The 18059-nt window shown below is 41.1% G+C and carries 14 protein-coding genes; 2 read left to right on the top strand and 12 right to left on the bottom strand.

Annotation, left to right across the window (positions count from 1 at the left end):
- Positions 1-184 precede the first annotated feature (184 nt).
- The 11 genes from fucP to AAHJ11_RS18765 all read right to left on the bottom strand — a co-directional run bounded on the left by fucP (position 185) and on the right by AAHJ11_RS18765 (position 15236).
- Complete coding sequence (gene fucP / locus AAHJ11_RS18715; protein ID WP_004303849.1) at positions 185-1495, bottom strand: L-fucose:H+ symporter permease; 1311 nt, start codon at positions 1493-1495, stop codon at positions 185-187.
- A 19-nt stretch (positions 1496-1514) separates the two neighbouring features.
- Positions 1515-1907 carry an L-rhamnose mutarotase gene (locus tag AAHJ11_RS18720; RefSeq protein ID WP_004303848.1) on the bottom strand — a complete coding sequence of 131 codons (393 nt, stop codon included), beginning with the start codon at positions 1905-1907 and terminating at the stop codon, positions 1515-1517.
- Between the two features lie 6 nt (positions 1908-1913).
- A complete protein-coding gene (locus AAHJ11_RS18725) occupies positions 1914-3344 on the bottom strand; it encodes a rhamnulokinase (RefSeq protein WP_413579992.1) in 1431 nt (476 codons plus the stop codon).
- 17 nt (positions 3345-3361) lie between these two features.
- Positions 3362-4000: a class II aldolase/adducin family protein gene (locus AAHJ11_RS18730; protein WP_148367598.1), complete on the bottom strand. Its 639-nt coding sequence runs from the start codon at positions 3998-4000 to the stop codon at positions 3362-3364.
- Positions 4001-4131: 131 nt separating this feature from the next.
- Positions 4132-5907, bottom strand: coding sequence for an L-fucose isomerase (gene fucI / locus AAHJ11_RS18735; protein ID WP_148367599.1), 1776 nt, complete (start codon positions 5905-5907; stop codon positions 4132-4134).
- Between the two features lie 67 nt (positions 5908-5974).
- Entirely contained in the window at positions 5975-6970 is a 996-nt protein-coding gene (locus AAHJ11_RS18740) for a GntR family transcriptional regulator (protein ID WP_195650483.1), read from the bottom strand.
- Positions 6971-7146: 176 nt separating this feature from the next.
- Positions 7147-7698 (bottom strand): 30S ribosomal protein S16, encoded by a 552-nt coding sequence (locus AAHJ11_RS18745; protein ID WP_004325681.1) that lies wholly within the window; start codon positions 7696-7698, stop codon positions 7147-7149.
- Positions 7699-7804: 106 nt separating this feature from the next.
- The gene (locus AAHJ11_RS18750; RefSeq protein WP_148367602.1) at positions 7805-9106 is read right to left on the bottom strand and encodes a Na+/H+ antiporter NhaC family protein; all 1302 of its coding nucleotides are present in this window, start codon (positions 9104-9106) and stop codon (positions 7805-7807) included.
- Positions 9107-9322: 216 nt separating this feature from the next.
- Positions 9323-12478 carry an ATP-binding protein gene (locus AAHJ11_RS18755; RefSeq protein ID WP_413579995.1) on the bottom strand — a complete coding sequence of 1052 codons (3156 nt, stop codon included), beginning with the start codon at positions 12476-12478 and terminating at the stop codon, positions 9323-9325.
- A 135-nt stretch (positions 12479-12613) separates the two neighbouring features.
- Positions 12614-14212 carry a HAMP domain-containing sensor histidine kinase gene (locus AAHJ11_RS18760; protein WP_320974779.1) on the bottom strand — a complete coding sequence of 533 codons (1599 nt, stop codon included), beginning with the start codon at positions 14210-14212 and terminating at the stop codon, positions 12614-12616.
- Between the two features lie 496 nt (positions 14213-14708).
- The gene (locus AAHJ11_RS18765; protein ID WP_320974780.1) at positions 14709-15236 is read right to left on the bottom strand and encodes a DJ-1/PfpI family protein; all 528 of its coding nucleotides are present in this window, start codon (positions 15234-15236) and stop codon (positions 14709-14711) included.
- 166 nt (positions 15237-15402) lie between these two features.
- On the opposite strand from AAHJ11_RS18765, the gene AAHJ11_RS18770 reads away from it, so the two are divergent.
- Complete coding sequence (locus tag AAHJ11_RS18770) at positions 15403-15759, top strand: winged helix-turn-helix transcriptional regulator (protein ID WP_148367606.1); 357 nt, start codon at positions 15403-15405, stop codon at positions 15757-15759.
- A gap of 49 nt (positions 15760-15808) precedes the next feature.
- Positions 15809-16252: a GNAT family N-acetyltransferase gene (locus AAHJ11_RS18775; protein WP_148367607.1), complete on the top strand. Its 444-nt coding sequence runs from the start codon at positions 15809-15811 to the stop codon at positions 16250-16252.
- Between the two features lie 453 nt (positions 16253-16705).
- On the opposite strand, the gene creD is transcribed toward AAHJ11_RS18775, so the two are convergent.
- Positions 16706-18058: a cell envelope integrity protein CreD gene (gene creD / locus AAHJ11_RS18780; RefSeq protein ID WP_148367608.1), complete on the bottom strand. Its 1353-nt coding sequence runs from the start codon at positions 18056-18058 to the stop codon at positions 16706-16708.
- Position 18059 lies beyond the last annotated feature (1 nt).

An 18059-nucleotide genomic window follows, 5' to 3' on the forward strand; every position in this document is an offset into this window, starting at 1 on the left:
AGTTAGTAATGTTCTGTTGTGGCGTAACAAAAGGGTAAAAGAGATATAACGTTTTTCCATCACCTGAACATCTGCTTTATTGATTGGAGAGCATTGATATGATTTGGAGCAGGAGGAAAAATAAAAAAGTGACGCTATCCTTGGCAGATGGCGTCACTTTTGAAACTATTTTTAGATATGTATCCTACCAGTTTCTTTTCACTGTACGGTAACCATAACCGATAATTACAAGAAAACAGATGAAAGGAAGAATAAATGAAACATTGACAGCCGGTAGCCAGGCTATCTGTTCCATATCAATGATACTTGCCTGTAGCGGTGGAAGAATAGAGCCTCCCAAGATAGCCATAATGAGACCGGCAGCTCCGAACTTCGCATCATCTCCCATGCCTTTCAGGGCAATGCCGTATATGGTAGGGAACATTAATGACATACAAGCCGATATTGCTACCAGACAATATATGCCGTAGATGTTTTGTAGGAAGATGGCTCCTAATGTGAAAACACCTCCGAAGATAGCGAGGATCATCAATAATTTGCCTGCATTGAGATAGCGCAGAATGAACGTACAGATAAAGCGGCTGATACAAAAAATAACCATTGCCACGATATTATATTGTTGTGATAACACTTCTGCACTTTTTTCGTCCATGCCTTGTGACATAAACAGTCGTGTTCCATACTGAATGATGAACGTCCAGCACATGATTTGTGCTCCCACATAAAAGAACTGGGCTATCACACCTTCACGATAACGTGTTTCCTTGAAAATGCGTTTGAGTGTAGGGAAGAAGTCTATTTTGTGATTCTGATCTCCGTTTTTAGGCATTTTGACGAATCGTATCAATAGCAGCATGGCAACGATGACTAGTCCGATGATGAGATAAGGAGCGATCAGGACACTAAGGTCACTCTCTTTGATCGCCTGAAATTCGCTGTCGTTAAGCAATGCGCGGTCTTCGGTACACATCGGATGCAATTTCGCTTGAATGAACTGCATGGCTACATACATTCCGAGAAGCGACCCCATCGGGTTGAAAGACTGTGCAAGATTCAAACGCCGGGTAGCCGTTTCTTCCGTTCCCATGGAAAGAATATACGGATTACAGCTTGTTTCGAGGAAAGACAATCCGCAGGTCAGAATGAAATAAGCAATCAGAAACGGATAATACTCACCCGTCATTTTGGCGGGGAAGAATAAGAATGCTCCGAAAGCATACATACCCAGTCCTAACAAAACACCTGCTTTGTAGGAATATTTGCGGATGAAGATGGCAGCCGGAAAAGCCATTGCAAAGTACCCTCCATAGAAGGCAACTTGTACCAATGCTCCATCGGTGGCACTCATCCGGAAGATTTTAGAGAATGCCTTTACCATTGGATTGGTAATGTCATTGGCAAATCCCCATAACGCAAAACAGGAGGTAATGAGAATAAAAGGTATAAGATAACTGATGCCATCTTTCGAAAGGATGGACTGCTTGGTGTGTTTCATGGTTGTTTCTGGTATTTTTTTAAGTATTATACAAATGGAACATTCTTTCCATCGGTTTCCATTTCTCTGCGGAACTCATTCCGGGTGCGGCTTGTTGGAAGATAGCCATATATTCTTCCCACTCTTGTTGGCGGGGAAGGGTGTTCAGGCGTTCCATAGCCGTATCCCAGTCAAAATCAAGGGGAGTTTCGACAATCATAAACAGTCGTGTTCCCAGAATATAAATTTCCATTTCCAGGATGCCAACTTCCCGGATACCGGCAAGGATTTCCGGCCATGCTTCCGCTTGGCTATGTCTTTTCCGATATTCGGCGATTAGTTCCGGAGAATTGCGTAAATCAAGGGTTTGGCAATATCGTTTGACGGGAACGTCATAAGATTGAACCTGATAACCGGTTTTGGATGTTTCCATATACTTTTATTTTTTAGGGTAATATACTTGTGGTGTAACGCTGCGAGTGACAATTTCTCGCAATTCACGAAGATCGGCAATTTCTCCTTTAGCCATTGCCTGCGTCAGAATGTTTCCCATTGCAGTGGCTTCTATCGGACCTGCATAAACAGGAATGCCGAGTTCGTCAGCTGTCAGTTGGTTGAGTAACTTATTTTGTGACCCTCCGCCGATGATATTTAACTGACGGATCGGAGCGGGGAGACAACGGTTGAGCTGTTCCACAGCCTGACGATATTTGAAAGCTAATGACTGGAGTACACATCGTACAGTCTCTGCTTTGCTTTGGGGAACTTGCAAAGCATGACTCCGGCAATAATGAATAAGCGCGTTTTCCATATTTTCCGGATTCATGAATGTGGCGTCGTCTACAGGGATGATTGTATCAATTTTGGCTTCGGCAGCCTGCGGGATGATTATATTATAATCTTGTTCCTCACCACATACTTTCCACTCATTCATCAAGCGTTGCAGAATCCATAATCCTGTTATATTCTGGAGGAAACGGATCTTGCCGTCAACACCTCCTTCATTGGTGAATTGAGCTTTTCTTGCTTCTTCCGTCAGTATAGGTTCGTCCACTTCAACTCCCAGTAGCGACCAAGTGCCGGAACTAAGGAAAGCGATGGGGCTTTCTGTGGCAGGAACTGCGGCTACGGCACTGGCTGTATCGTGTGAACCTACGGCAATAACGTCTACGGCACCCAGTCCGGTTTCGCGTGCGATATCCTCTTTTAGTGTGCCCCTGATTGTTCTGGGAAGAATAATCTCGCCGAACAGATGTTCGGGAAGACCTAAGGCGTGTATGGTATTGAGTGACCAGTTCCGTGATTTGGCGTCCAGTAATTCGGAGGTGGAAGCGATGCAATATTCATTATTGGCTACTCCTGTCAGGAAGTAACTGAAGAGATCGGGCATGAATAGAAGTTGCCGGGCGACTTCCAACTGTATATCTTGATTCTGTTTCATGCTGTAAAGTTGAAACAGTGTATTGATAGGCATCACCTGGATACCGGTCTCGGCATAATGTCGGTGTTCATCTATAAACTTGAATACTTCTGCCGGCATTCCCTCTGTTCTCGCATCCCGGTAACAGACAGGATTTCCTAACAGGTTTCCATGCTTGTCAATCAGTCCAAAATCCACTCCCCAAGTATCAATACCAATACCTCTTACGGCATATCCTTTTTGTGCAGCCAGTTTTAGTCCGGTTTTCATATCTTCGAATAGAGACGGGAAGTCCCAGTAAACATGATTGCCAAGTTTGACCTGCCGGTTGGAGAAGCGGTATACCTCTTCCAATTCCAACTTACCGTTGAAAAGGAAGCCGGCGATGATCCGTCCGCTGCCGCCTCCGAAGTCTGCTGCTAAATAAGTGTGTTTGATGGTATCTTTCATGGTAATGTGCCCGGATGCTAGTTGCTTTTCTTTCCTAATACGTAAATTTCCAAATCTTCAATTTCTGCCGGTGTGAGCACAGAATAATCACCACCGGATTGGACGATGATGCGGCAAGCCATTTCGAAGAAGGTAGCCCGTTCGTATACTTGATCGAAATCTTTTCCGCATACCACTTGCCCGTGGTTAGTCAGTAAAACCGAGTTATGCTTTTGCATGGCTTCTACTACGGCTTTCGCCAGTTCCGGTGAGCCCGGACGATAATATGGAATCACCGGTATTTCCGAACCTACATGGCAAGGAATTTCTGCTGTTACGTTGAAATTTGCCGGCTTGTTTTTCATGCAGGAGACAGCAGTGGCATATTCCGATTGGAAATGGAGAACGACATTGACGTCCGGACGTTCGCGGAGAATACCTAAATGGAATGTGCTTTCCATAGAAGGTTTTACGCCATTGGAAGGAGTGCCGCTGGCAATATTGCAGATCGAAACTTTTTCTTTGCCAAGTGTGGGAACCCAAGAACCCGTACCGGAAATCAATGCTTCTTCACCGATTCTCCAAGAAAGGTTACCGCTGCTGCAAAGCATTAATTTTGCATCCCCGTAACGGTGTGCCTGTGCAATGAATTGTTCAATATGTTCGTTAGTAATCATAGTGTTCTTATTTAAGTCGTTGTAGGGGAGAGGCTGTTCCGATATTTATTGGGTATACCAGAAGAAGGTAGCCCGCCCCCTACGAACGGCAAAGTTAAAATATTTATTTATACAGGACGAAAAAAACTTGTTTATTTATAGATCGGGCCGTAAGTTGCACAAGCTCTGTAGTCTGCTCCTTCTTTGTCCATGCCGAAGGCATTCCAAGCGGCCGGGCGGAACATCCGGTCTTCTTCCACATTATGCATACATACCGGGATGCGGAGCATGGAAGCAAGCGTGATTAAGTCTTGACCGATATGGCCGTAGCTGATGGCTCCATGATTGGCTCCCCAGTTATTCATAACTGAATATACATCTTTGAAAGCCGGTTTATCGCACAGGCGGGGTACAAACCAAGTGGTAGGCCATGTCGGGTCTGTACGCATATTGAGTTTCTGATGGATTTCCGGATCGATTTCAACTGTCCATCCTTCTGCAATTTGCAGGACAGGGCCTAAGCCTTTAATCAGGTTCAGACGCATCATGGTTACAGGCATTCCACCTTTTGACAGGAAGTTGGACGAGAAACCACCACCACGGAAGTAATCACGGTCTGCCGGATACCAGGTTGTTGCTTTGAGACAGTTCTCTACATCAGCGTCCGTCAGGTTCCAGGGTTCTTTCATAACCGGATTACCTTCTGCGTCTACTGATTGGCCGGAACCGTCGAGAGTTGTTGCACCTGAATTGATAAGGTGGATGATACCATTGGCTGCCAGACCACTCAATTCTTTGCCGGTTACACGTTTTACAGCTTCAGGACTCCAGTATGTACGTACGTCGGAGAATATTTGTGCACGGTTGGTCAGCAGATGTCCGAACAGCATGGCTACACCGTTGCAAGCGTCATTTTCGGTAGCTACCACAAATGCTTCACGGATGCCGTTCCAGTCGAAAGAAGTATTGAGTAAAGCTTCCGGATAGTCACCGTTAGGATAAAAGTCTGTCCATTGGCGTTGTCCTTGGAAACCGGCTGCAATGGCATTGTGTCCCAAAGCTTCTTCCTTGAATCCCATTTCTTTCAGTTTGGGATTTCCGGTCATCAGGTCGCGCATGATAATTGTCATTTTTACGATGAACTCCCAGTCTGCATCTTTCTGCTCACGGGTTTTACGCTTTTCAGGACGGTTCTTGAAGTCTTCACCTTCGTTGGTCTTGCAATGTTTTTCAGTCCACTCCATTGCTTTGGCGTATTCTTCGTGGTCATAGATACCTTCATCCATCCGGCGGATGATTTCTGTGAGGTCTATTGATTCATTGCGCATTCCCAGATATTCCTGGAAGAAATCAGGATTAACGATAGAACCGGCGATACCCATGGATACACTACCCATTGACAGGTAAGATTTGCCTCTCATGGTAGCTACTGCCTGTGCAGCGCGTGCAAAACGAAGAATCTTTTCCGATACATCTTCAGGGATTGTATTATCGTCCAGATCCTGAACATCACGTCCGTAGATACCGAATGCAGGAAGTCCTTTTTGTGCATGTCCTGCCAATACCGCTGCCAAATATACAGCTCCCGGACGTTCTGTACCGTTAAATCCCCAAACAGCTTTCGGATAATGAGGATTCATGTCCATTGTTTCCGCACCATAGCACCAGCAGGAAGTGACGGTAATGGTAGAGCCTACTCCTTCTCTTTCAAACTTTTCCGCACAGGCGGCACTTTCGGCTACGCGTCCGATAGTGCTATCGGCAATAACACATTCTACCGGGCTGCCGTCGCCGTTTTTCAGATTACTGCTGATTAATTCGGCTACTGCCTTTGCCAGATTCATTGTTTTTTCTTCAAGACTTTCGCGAACGCCACCTTGGCGACCGTCGATTGTGGGACGAATCCCGATTTTCGGATACTTTTTCATGGTTTCTATCTATTAAAGGATTAATTAATATCTGTGCTGAACTGTGCTGATTGTATTGCAAAAAAAATTAAAGCGACTTTCGAAGTCTTACTTCTGTCGGCAAGAACTTTTGTACCGTTACATTATTAAGAACGAAATTAGCAGCTTCGTTTCCCATCATTTCCCAGTCAATACTCAATGAGGTTATTCCTTCGTCAATCACTTCGTAAGAAGGAATATCATTGTATGCCAACAAGCCGAAATCTTTTCCGCATTTCAGCCCTTCCAATCTGCCTTGTTTCACTACCTTTACCACATCTTGTTGCTTGATAGCAATGTAGGCAACTCCCTTGCATATTGTCAGATTCTCGATATCCTCCTGAACCTCACAGAGGAATCCCTGTTCCTGACAGAAACGGGTGAAATATTCCTTGCTGCTTTGAGGGTGCTTCAGGCTTTTCGGAAACAGAAAAACAAGTTGGTGATAGTTTTTCAGCCTTTCCCTGAGCAAATGCAATGCCTGATAGAAAGATTCGTCGAAATCTTGACAGATATATGAATACTTCTCTTTTTCGAATTTGCCGAAATCAAGAAGTAGCAATTTGGTGGGATTAATTTTATTGAGAGCTGTGCTGAATTTCTCGTTATCGAAATTCATCACGATGTATTTGTTGTATTTTCCTATGGATTCCCGGATGATGGTGTTAAATAACCGTTCGTTGTATTGATGAAACAATAAATCTACCTTATAATTAATAGGCAGATGCTTGACGAAACTATTGTATAATGCTTCTTTGAAAGGAGTGTATTGGTCGAGCAGTAATAAAACATTGGTTACCTGGCTCGTCACGTAATATCCTTTTCCGGGAGTGGAGTCGATCAACCCTCGTTCGCGTAAATCAAGGAAAGCTTTGAAAACGGTGTCGCGTGATACTCCGTATTGAGCACTCAACTGATTGATGGAAGGCAAAGAATCTCCTTCAAGAAATTCTTTCCTGGAGATTGCCTGGCTAAGTGCGTCCGCTAGTTGCGTAACCTTGCTCGACTGTTGTCCGAATGTTGCCTTTTTATCAGTTCGTTTCATGCTGTAAAAATAAGTAATACTGTGCTGAACTATGCTGATGCAAAGAAAGACATTTTATTCTGAAAGAGAATAATTATTTGCTATGTTTTATAGCATAAAGTAATAAAAAATCCCCTCCGGCGAACCGGAGAGGATTATAGCTTTTTCCTAATTTCTTATTCGGAATCTGCTGAAATTTATTCAGCAGCAGCTTCTGTTGCAGGAGCTTCTTCAGCCGGAGCTGCAGCTTCTTCTGCAGGTGCTTCAGCAGCAGCCTTTTCAGCAGCTTCAGCAGCTTTCTTTTCAGCGAGTGCTTTTGCTTTCACTTCGTTGATTTTCTTTTCTGCTTCCAGACGTGCTTTCGCTTCCGCTTTCTTAGCCTCGTCCTGTTTAGCTTTCAAAGTAGCCAAACCTGACTGTTTGTTGTTTTTCCAAGCTTCGAATTTAGCTTCAGCTTCTGCTTCTCCGAATGCGCCTTTTGCTACACCGCCCAGAAGATGTTTCTTCATGTAAACTCCTTCACGAGAAAGGATGTTACGTACAGTGTCACTTGGTTGTGCACCTTTCAGTACCCATGCCAATGCAGCGTCGAAATTCAAATCTACTGTAGCAGGATTGGTATTTGGGTTGTAAGTACCAATCTTCTCAATAAATTTACCATCACGTGGTGCTCTGCTGTCTGCAATTACAATTGAATAGAACGCGTAACTTTTACGTCCGTGTCTCTGCAATCTGATTCTAGTTGCCATTTTTAATAATTGTTTTTAATGATTGATTTGAATTATGCTATTATCTCGTAATAGCGGGCACAAAGATACGGCTTTTCTTTTGATTGACAAACATTTCGCCTCTTTTTTACGAATACCGTTTCGGATAGCGGAACAAGATTGCGAGCAGGGCGCATGCTCCCATTGTAAATGGATAATAGAGATTGCCGATGATACTGATAGGGGAGATGCTGGCAAGTCCTGCTGCAATCAGCATCTGTGCTCCATAAGGGATAATTCCTTGTATCAGGCAGGAGAAAGTATCGAGGATACTGGCTGTTTTTCTCCGGTCGAGATGGAATTTTATGGCAATATCTTTGGCAATCGGTCCGGTTGTGATAATGGCAATCGTGTTGTTGGCAGTGCATAAATTGGCAATGCTCACCAAGGCGGCAATGCTTAGTTCGGCACCCCTCTTGCCATTGACATGGCGGGTGAGTTTCCGGATGATGAAATCAATACCACCGTTATAACGGATGGTTTCGAGCATACCTCCGGCCAGCAGAGTGATGATAATCAATTCTCCCATGCCTGTAATTCCTGTCCCCATGGCGCCAAACCAGTCGAATATACCGAAGCTACTGGTAGCGATGCCGATGATACCAGTAGTCAATATACCTATTATAAGTACGAGCATTACATTAATTCCGGCAATGGCTGTTCCTAATACTATTATATAAGGTATCACTTTGAGCCATTCAATGGTTTGTGTTTGAGTGGGAGCGGTAATGGACAATCCTTGGAATATATAAATACCCAGCACGATGATGGCTGCCGGCACCACTATCATCGAGTTTACCCGGAATTTGTCGCGCATTACACATTCCTGGGTTTTGGTAGAGGCAATGGTGGTGTCTGAAATAAACGACAGATTATCTCCGAAAAAAGAACCACCGACTACGACAGCCACCATAAAAGGGAGTGCTATCTCCGTCTTTTCTGCCAGTCCTACAGCAACGGGAGTGAGGGCGACAATAGTTCCCACGCTGGTTCCGATGGATAAAGAGATGAAACAGGCAGCAATAAAGATGCCGGCCAGCAGCAGATTATCCGGGAGAATATGTAGTGTCAGATTGACGGTGGCATCGATTGCGCCCATTTGCTTGGCGCTTTGTGCAAAAGCTCCGGCAAGAATGAATATCCATATCATCAGGAGGATGTTCTTATTGGCAGCTCCTACTGAGAATTGGTAGATACGCTGGTCCAGTTTCAAGCCGGGGGTAATGGCGATGGCATAACAAGAAGAGACGAGAAAGGCCACAGTGATAGGCACTTTATAAAAGTCGTTGACGAGGATGGACGTCACCAGATAGAGGCAGAGGAATACGAGTAACGGACTCAATGCCCACCAGTTTCCGGGACGGTTTTTATGTATTTTTTCTTCAGTCATAAATGGACGTTGTGGTATTTATTTTATTCTAAATATTTGAAATAGCGGTGCAAAAGTAGTGTTTTTCGCAGGAAGTGGCAAAAAAGAATAGCTAAAGTAACATATTTATAACAAGCCCGAATATGTTATTGTTTCTAAAGAGAGTGGCTTGAATATATCATCTCCTATTTCATGGTTTTCACGGTCTTAAATAAAATAGGAGATGATATATTTCTTTTACAGTAAGATGATGCGCTTTTGTACGATGTCTATTAATTGGGCTTTTAACTGTTGTGCATTAATAGGCTTAGGCATATAACCGTCGAACCCACTTTCTATCACCTTCTGCTCATCTGAAGCATAGGCAAAGGCGGTAATGGCAATAATTGGCACTTTAGCCGAGTATTTCCGGATTTCTTTGGTTGCTTCGTAGCCGTCCATAACAGGCATATTGATGTCCATTAGTATGATTTGCGGATTATACTTATTGAACATTTCTACTGCTTCTTGTCCATCCCAAGCATGAATCAATTGGTATTCTCCCTTTAATATGGATGCAAATAATTTGTAGTTGCTGTCATTATCTTCTGCAATCAGAATGCTAAGTTTGTTTTTCTCTATGGTTATTGGTTGGAGCTCTGTCTTTGCAGTGTCTTCATCTACAGCCACTGCGGCTTTATATGGTAGTGTAAACCAGAATGTGGAACCTTTTCCTTCTTCCGAATTTACTCCGATAGATCCTCCCATGTGCTCTACTAATGTCTGGCAAATAGAAAGTCCTAACCCTGTACCTTGTTCAAAGCTGTTTAGTTTGACAAAACGTCCGAAAATGCTCTTCTGTTTGTCTTTGGGTATACCGCAACCTGTATCGCTGACATAAAAATAAATTTCTTTGTCGCGAAGTTCATAGCCAAAACGAATATACCCCTCGGTTGTAAATTTGATAGCATTGCTTATCAAATTGATGAGTAACTGCGATAGACGGTTCTTTTCAGTATGGATAAAGCAGGTTTCCATTGTCGGATGACAGCTTAGCTGTACTTTATCCGATTTAATTTTTAGCTGTAATGAGCTTGTTAACTCATTCATCACCTTATTCAAATCAATGTTGGAATACTGAAATTCCAATGTTCCGGCTTCAATCTTTGATAAATCCAGAATATCGCTGATTAATTGTAATAACAGCGTGTTATTATTTTCAATGATGCTCACATACTCCTGCTTTTCTTCTTTTTCGTCTGTTGATGCTAATATACTGGAGAAACCGACAATAGCATTGAGAGGAGTACGGATTTCATGACTCATGTTTGCGAGGAAAGCTGATTTGAGACGATTGGATTCTTCTGCCCGGTCTCTGGCTGTCATCAATTCCATTTCCATCTTTTTTCGTTTGGTGATGATTAAAGAGGAGCCGACCAGAGACAGTGGCTTTCCGTTTTTATCACGAGTCTCTACAGCAGCTTGCGCTTCTACCCATTCTATTCGATGGATGTGATTCTGTATGTTGACTACCCGATATTCTTCCCTAACCTTATCCGAACGTCCTTTTAGCAGATCTTCGTAGGCTTTTTCTACACGTTTGCGGTCTTCTTTGAATATTTTAGAGAAATATTGAGAGTCGGGTACTGCTAATTGTTCTTCACTTATATCTTTTTCATTTGTACTGAGTTCGATGGGTTTGTTGATGTCGCAAAGTATAGTTTTGCTTAATAAATCCCATTTCCAGGGCACAATATTGGCTACGTCCAGTGCCATTGCAAGCTTGTTGTTGGTAGCACTCAATTTTTGTTGGGCTTTGTATAGTTCTGTACTGTCCAGACAGAAAATATCGACAATGTTATTGTGGTGAGTACCTTTCAGGACTATATCATAGAATGCATCTATCTGTTTAAAGTAATATGGGAAAGTGATGGCTTTGTTTTCAGTAAGTGATATTTTGGTGAAATGCAGAAACTCTGGCATGGATTCAGGGAATAACTCACTGGCCTTTTTGCCTATTACGTCTTCTTTGCGGAAGAAGTTTTTTTCAAAGTGAGAGTTTACATTCCGATATATTAATTCTATTGGCGTGCCTTCTTCGTTCATTATTAACTCTTCTTGCATATAAAGTATAGGCATATTGTTAATCAGATTCTTGTAGGAAGTCATCGTGTCAATATCTTTCTGTTGTAACTTCTTTAATTTATTCAGATGATTGATACGGTATTGAAAGAGTAGAGCAAGCAGTATGAAACAAACGACTGATCCTAAAATGAAATATCCGTATTGTTCCCAAAAAGTAGGTGGCTTGTTAAAGAAAATTGTGTTGGAAGGACATAGATTCGGCGATAATCCTTTACGGAGCAATACACTGTAATTGATTGTAGGGGCGGCATTCGAAGGTTCGTAAAAAGGAATTTCGGCTGCTTGTTTCCCATCTAATATTGCTTGGATTGTTTCTACTATTTTTTTGTTGTATGTATCTTGGTCGTAGACGTATCCTCCTATCGCTCCTCCTGTATTGTCTTTGATTGTCAACATGCCAAGACTGAATAAAGGAGCGGATGTTGTGGGGATTAGCCGGTGAGAATTTATAACCAACGAAGTGTTACCGGCAAATGTGTGTTTGTAGAACCAGGAAGAAAAGAGTATTCCTGTTGTTTGGGGGTCAATAGAATAAAGAGTGTCTAACAAATGGTTAATCCGCATCTTTCGAGGAGATATGAATTGATAATTGATATCCGGATGATCCTTTGCTAATTCTTGCTCAATAACTGTGTTGTAAGTCTGGTTGTTTTGCCGTTCATCACCGATAAATATGAAATTCTTTATATGGGGAGTCATTCGGCAAATTAGTTCTATATTCTCTTTAATATAGAAATTAGAATGTAAGAAAGTTAGATTATAAGGTTTGGCTATGTCCGCTATTGGGATTCTTGCAGTTACGTCAATCGGTTTCTTTTGGAGATAAAACTCTTTCGGTCCGATATAATCTTCTTCGGCGCATAGTATAATCGGAACATTCCCCCACATCTTCCTGAAGTCATCCCGTAATATCATACTGGAATTTCCTATCAATATCAGCATTCGTGGAGAATGTTGTCTGTATTTTTCCAGGATCGTTTGTTTGAACTCTTTTAAAGTAGAGTCTGCATCCATCATTAGCATATTCATATGTTCGGTATAGAGTGCTAGTTGAGGAAGAGTTTGAGTGTATTCGGTTATCGCGGAAATCATTCTAAAACTCCAGGGAGCTGCTTCTGTATATGAATTAATAATTAGAAGATAATTGGAAGAGTTTACTGAATCTTTTTGAGCTAGACTCGGAGTGGTGAAAGAAAACAATAAACAGAACGACAAAAAAAGTTTTATAAGATAAGAGGTATTTGCTTTTATTTGATTGTGTGTTGTCATTAAATTTTAATGTTTTTTGATGGTTTATTAAGTTTATGTGATTACAAAGGTATTAATAATAAATGGATTAAACTAAACTTTGGTCATGAAAAGTAAATAAAAGAGAGAAATTTATACGCTTTTTAGACGGGCTTCTTATTTGACTTTATAAGGGTGCGTGAACCAGAAACGGGAACCGGTCCCTAACTTGGATTCAACACCGATAGTCCCCCCGAGGTGCTCGATAATACTTCTGCAAATAGACAGGCCTAACCCTGTGCCTTTTGAAAAAGAATTGAGTTTTACAAAACGTTCGAAGACCCGACTTGCTTTATCCGGAGCAATCCCCATACCCGTATCTGTGACGGAGAACTCTATTTCATCTGTTTCTTTTTTATGATGATATTCAAGGAGAATTTGGCCTTCTTTGGTAAATTTGAGAGCGTTATTTATGAAATTGGTGATTACCTGCATTAAACGCTTTTTATCTGTATAAATATAATATTGAGGTAAGTCCGGAGTCTGCAAAACGGGGACGGGCTTATCTTCTTTTATATCATAATTGCGCATTATATCTTCACAGAAGCTCTTGATGTCCAGATGATCCATGGTGAAGTCGAGTGTTCCGGCCTCTATTTTGGATAAATCGAGAATATCGGATATCAGTTGTAAGAGAAGTTCTGTGTTTTCCTGCATGATATCGACATAATCCTGGCGGTCCTTTTTGTCATCCGATTCGACCAGTAAACTGGCAAAGCCGACAATCGCATTTAACGGAGTGCGGATTTCATGACTCATATTGGCAAGAAAGGCCGATTTTAAACGATCCAGGTTTTCCGCTTTTTCTTTGGCTATTCTTAGTTCTTCCTCTATTGTTTTTTGATGGTTAATATCGACACTGGTGATTACGTGTGCCATCTGTCCGTCTATCCAGTCAAATGCGGCACTGAATACACGAAACCAACATTTGTCAAATGGACGTTGATAATCCCAGGAGTAAACTTTAGTTGGCAACCCGTTTTCATCTATCAAATGTTTCTTCGGGCAAAACTCACATTCTCCGGTTTTATCTTTATATAGAGCCTGCCAGCATTTTTTTCCTTCAAAATGTTCAATTCCTCCGTATGGAGCAGCCATGGATTCATTGGCATATAGCATATCATGAGAGTCGAAAGAGTTTACATAGATGTCAACTCCCATGTTGTTCATGATACTACTTAAAGTCTTGCTTGCCCGTACTTCCCTTTCTTTATATTCACGCACTGCTATTTCCTTGGAGAGTGATCCTAAAATGAGATGAATTATTTGCAGTTCCTCATCGGTGAAAGATATTGCATGCTCCCTGTCTGCAAATCCGATGAATCCGATGATTTTTCCTTCGGAGTCTTGAATTTGCCGGATCAGCAAAGAATTGACTCTATAAAAATCAATGATGTCTACATCATCCCAGGAAGCGTTTTGGGTTCTGCAGGCATAAAAAGGTTTGCTTTTGCCATTTGCGTGGGCAACGTGTTGATTGCTCATTTCACTGATTTCAAAACGCTGGCGCAGGATATTGTCGTTATTTCCAATTGTTTCCTTTAAATAAAAGTAGCGAAATCCGTCCGTTTGATAAATGAATGCTCTTTTAAAACCATAGTATTCGCAAATATCCGTAAGTGATTCTGTGATTTTTTTCTCAATAGAGTCACAGCTATTCAGTCTTTCTAAGAAATGAAGTAAAAATGCATGGTAATTCTCTCTTTCTCTGATCATATTGTTTTAGGCATCTTGTTTGGTTATTTAAACTCGAAAGGAGTATGCTGTTTATCTCTTTCAAATCTTCAAGCTGCTAATATACGGACTTTAAAAAAATGATGAATGCTGTTTCAGATTTTTGTAATGTTCCGTTTTTCTTTTTCTTGGTACGAAAAGAGAATGTAATGAATGATATTTCCCTTGGATTTTAGTTAACTAACAACGATCTTTTAAGAAATAAATAGGTGAACTTGTACGGATTTGTTGAATTAAACGCTGTTGGGGGAAGTTAGTCGGTATTTGAATTTTTCGAATCTGTAAGTGATTGATTATTAATGCGTAATAAATGTGCGTTTTTCCTTTAAAACCAACGGGTCGTTCCTTTTAAAGGAACGACCCGTTGCACACCGAGAAACACACCGTTCCTTTAAAAGGAACGTGCTTTTTCATCTTTAGATGCGTAGATTGATATAATAATGTTTATATTTATTGTTTCATATCTGCGCTGCGAACATTATTTTAGTGCTTCGATTACCTGCGGCATCATTGTCCAAATGGTGTTTTCATCTTGAGCAGTGAAAAAGTTACCATCTATCTCTGATTTCTCATCAGTAGCTGTTCCGTTTTGAATGGCTGGTTTGGCTAATGGGTGAACTGCTAGTTTTTTCCCTTTGGTTATACCTGTAAAGTCAAACATCATTGCACCGGCGCAATGTCCGATCATCATTTTCCCTTTATCTCCGAAAGTTTTAATGACTTGCATCAAATCTACATTATAGGGCTTATCGGCATTCTGCTGAAATACAGGCACTGCATCGCCACATGAGAAAACGAGTGCATCGAATTTATCTTCGTGTCCTTTCAAATTAGCGATCACGTCATCTACTGTCAGGCTGATTCCCGAATTTGTTTTAATATCCTTCGTATCCGATACGGCAAATACTTTATATGAAATACCATTTTCGAAAAATGCTTCCAAATATTGGAATAGTCCACAACCATTTACCGGATTCACTGCTAAAACTGCAACTTTCTTTGCCATAATCATAATTATTTAAATGAAACAATAGTTATTATTAGTAAGTTTATTACTTTTGTGATGCAAATGTATCTTTCTTGTTTGAAAAATGCAAGAACGTACTTGAAAATAAGGAAGTTACATGAAGGTAACTATTGCTGAATTTCAATAAAATACAAAACGTTAAAGAATGAAAAACTTTCATCCGACAGGAAATTGTCCGGTAAGAGATGTGCTTAGCCGCTTGGGAGACAAGTGGTCGATGCTGGTACTTATTACATTGAATGCCAATGGAACGATGCGTTTTAGTGATATTCATAAAACGATAGAAGATGTTTCTCAAAGAATGTTGACCGTTACCCTACGTACTTTAGAATCAGACGGATTGGTGGAACGGAAAGTGTACGCCGAAGTGCCTCCCCGTGTGGAGTATTGCCTGACAGATACGGGTGGCACTTTGATCCCTCATATTGAAGGGCTGGTAGGATGGGCCTTGGAGAATATGGATACCATTTTGGATCATAGGCAAATGAATCAGCAGCATTAATAAATGACAATGGTAGAAATGAATAAGGTAGAATTCAATATTTTAAAATATGGAGATAAAGTTAGTAGCTTCGGATAAAAAAGAATTCCTCGATTTATTACTTCTGGCTGATGAACAAGAAAGTATGATTGACCGGTATTTGGAGCGCGGCGATATGTTTGTTCTTTATGATAACGGATTGAAAGCTCTTTGTGTAGTGACTCGTGAAGGGGAAGGTATTTATGAAATCAAGAATATTGCTACCGTTCCTTTCTTTCAACGGCAGGGGTACGGAAAACGTTTAATCGAATTCTTATTTGAATATTATCGGGGAAAGTGTTCTGAAATGTTGGTGGGTACAGGCGATGTGCCTTCTTCCAGATCTTTCTATGAACACTGTGGTTTCACTGTTTCTCACCGGATAAAGAATTTTTTTACTGACAACTATGACCATCTGATCTATGAGGATGGCGAGCAACTGGTGGATATGATTTATTTGAAGAAAACTTTTTAGCGTGTAGTGATGGAAACTCAATCATTTGGATGAAATAAAGAGTTTTGTTCGTTTATGTTACTGCATGAGCAAACAGGCTATTTATATCCTTTTATTGTATGAAAGTGCATTTCTCTATTTTTACATTTGAAGAAGACATTCTTAATAAACGCGATTTCTGTTTATAATAAACTTTTGGGTAGTTTATTATAAACGGTATCAGAGTTTATTAAAAACTATTTTGGGCGTTTGGGAAGATTATACAAAAAGAAAAGTGTATAAATATAAACAAAATAGGGCAATGATCGTCAAATCATTGCCCTATGATATATCTTTGCTAATCCTAAATTAGATCAGCTTGAAAGCTTGTTATGTATCTATTTTTCTTATTATATTCATGTCGTTTATAGATTCTGTTTTCTCAAAGATACAAAATAAAAAACCGTTTGTCAAGTGTTTCTGAAGAAAAGCCGGTTATTCATTGAACCAGTCTATTTTCTTTGAGAAATACATCACTATTGCCAGTATTATAAACAGTCCTAAGCTGCCTGCCAATAATGCGAAAGTCTCTAGCTGAATAAGAACAAATATATAAATATAGAGTATAGCCAACAATCCGGACATGATTAATGACGGTTTCTTTTTTCTGGTGATTCCGAACATATATCCGCCTACCAGTGTGATGGTCAGTGCAGAAGATAATAAATAGGCAGGGTTGAATCCGATGTGTTCGGAGAAGGAGAGGAGCAAACTGTAAAATAGACAGAGTGCCAGTCCTACCAATAAATACTGCAAGGCATGAATACGGGTCTTATTCATAATTTCGGTGAAGAAAATCACTCCGAAAGTCAGTAAGATAATCAGGATTGCATATTTTGCAGAACGCATGGACTGTTGATACTGTTCCACCGGGATTTTGAAGTTAACACCGAAACTGGAGTTCTCAATGTCCTTGATGTTCGAGTGGTTGTAGTCAACCATCACCTGTGAGTAATTCCGGTTCAAATTTAAAACCTGCCATTGTGCGGAGAATTCTTTCTCCGTAATGTTGCGGTTATTGGGCAGATAGTTACCGGTGAAGCTAGGCGTATTCCAGTTGGCTTTCAGATCTACACGGGTTGTTTTACCCAATGGAATAAAGTTGAGTGACTGCGAACCTTTCAGTTTGATTTTTATTTCATAAGGCAGTTTTTTATTCTGTTTCAACTCCGATAAGTTTGCGATCGCATGAACTCCGGTGTTATCTATTCCTCTGTTGTCCATACCCGGTTCGAATATATAAACAGAATCTCCCAGAGTGATGCTGATTTGCTCGCTGATACCCCGCATATCGGTCAGATTCAGACAAATAGCCGCCCTGTCAAATTGCAACTGTTCCATATCTATTCTGCTCTTCTGCAGTTCTTCCGAACTGAATGACCCTTTCAGTGTCAGTTCCGATTGATATACATTGACCTCGTAGATACTTCTTTTCAGAATTTCAGTCTTTAGTTGCCCGCTGACCATAAGCTCGTCGGGAAAAAGTATCAGGTCCTTCATAGAGACCTTTTTCTCGTCCTTATTTTCAGTGACGACCGGATACTGGAGATTCAGGTAGGGGCCTGTAATGGTCTGTGCCAGACTCCATTTTTCACTTACCTCGTCGATAGCTTCTTCCTGGGTTCGTCCCCGTTCGGAAATAAGATTTTCAATCATGAACATCGGTATCATCAGGAGAAGAATTAATAATCCGATGATGACAACCTTGATTGTTTTGGAGAAACGGTGGAGACATCCCATAGGTTGCTGCGCCTGTTGCTCATTTGAATTTTCATTGAAACCGTCCATA

This window comes from Bacteroides sp. 90-K9/2 (assembly GCF_047310725.1).
GTDB lineage: Bacteria > Bacteroidota > Bacteroidia > Bacteroidales > Bacteroidaceae > Bacteroides > Bacteroides vicugnae.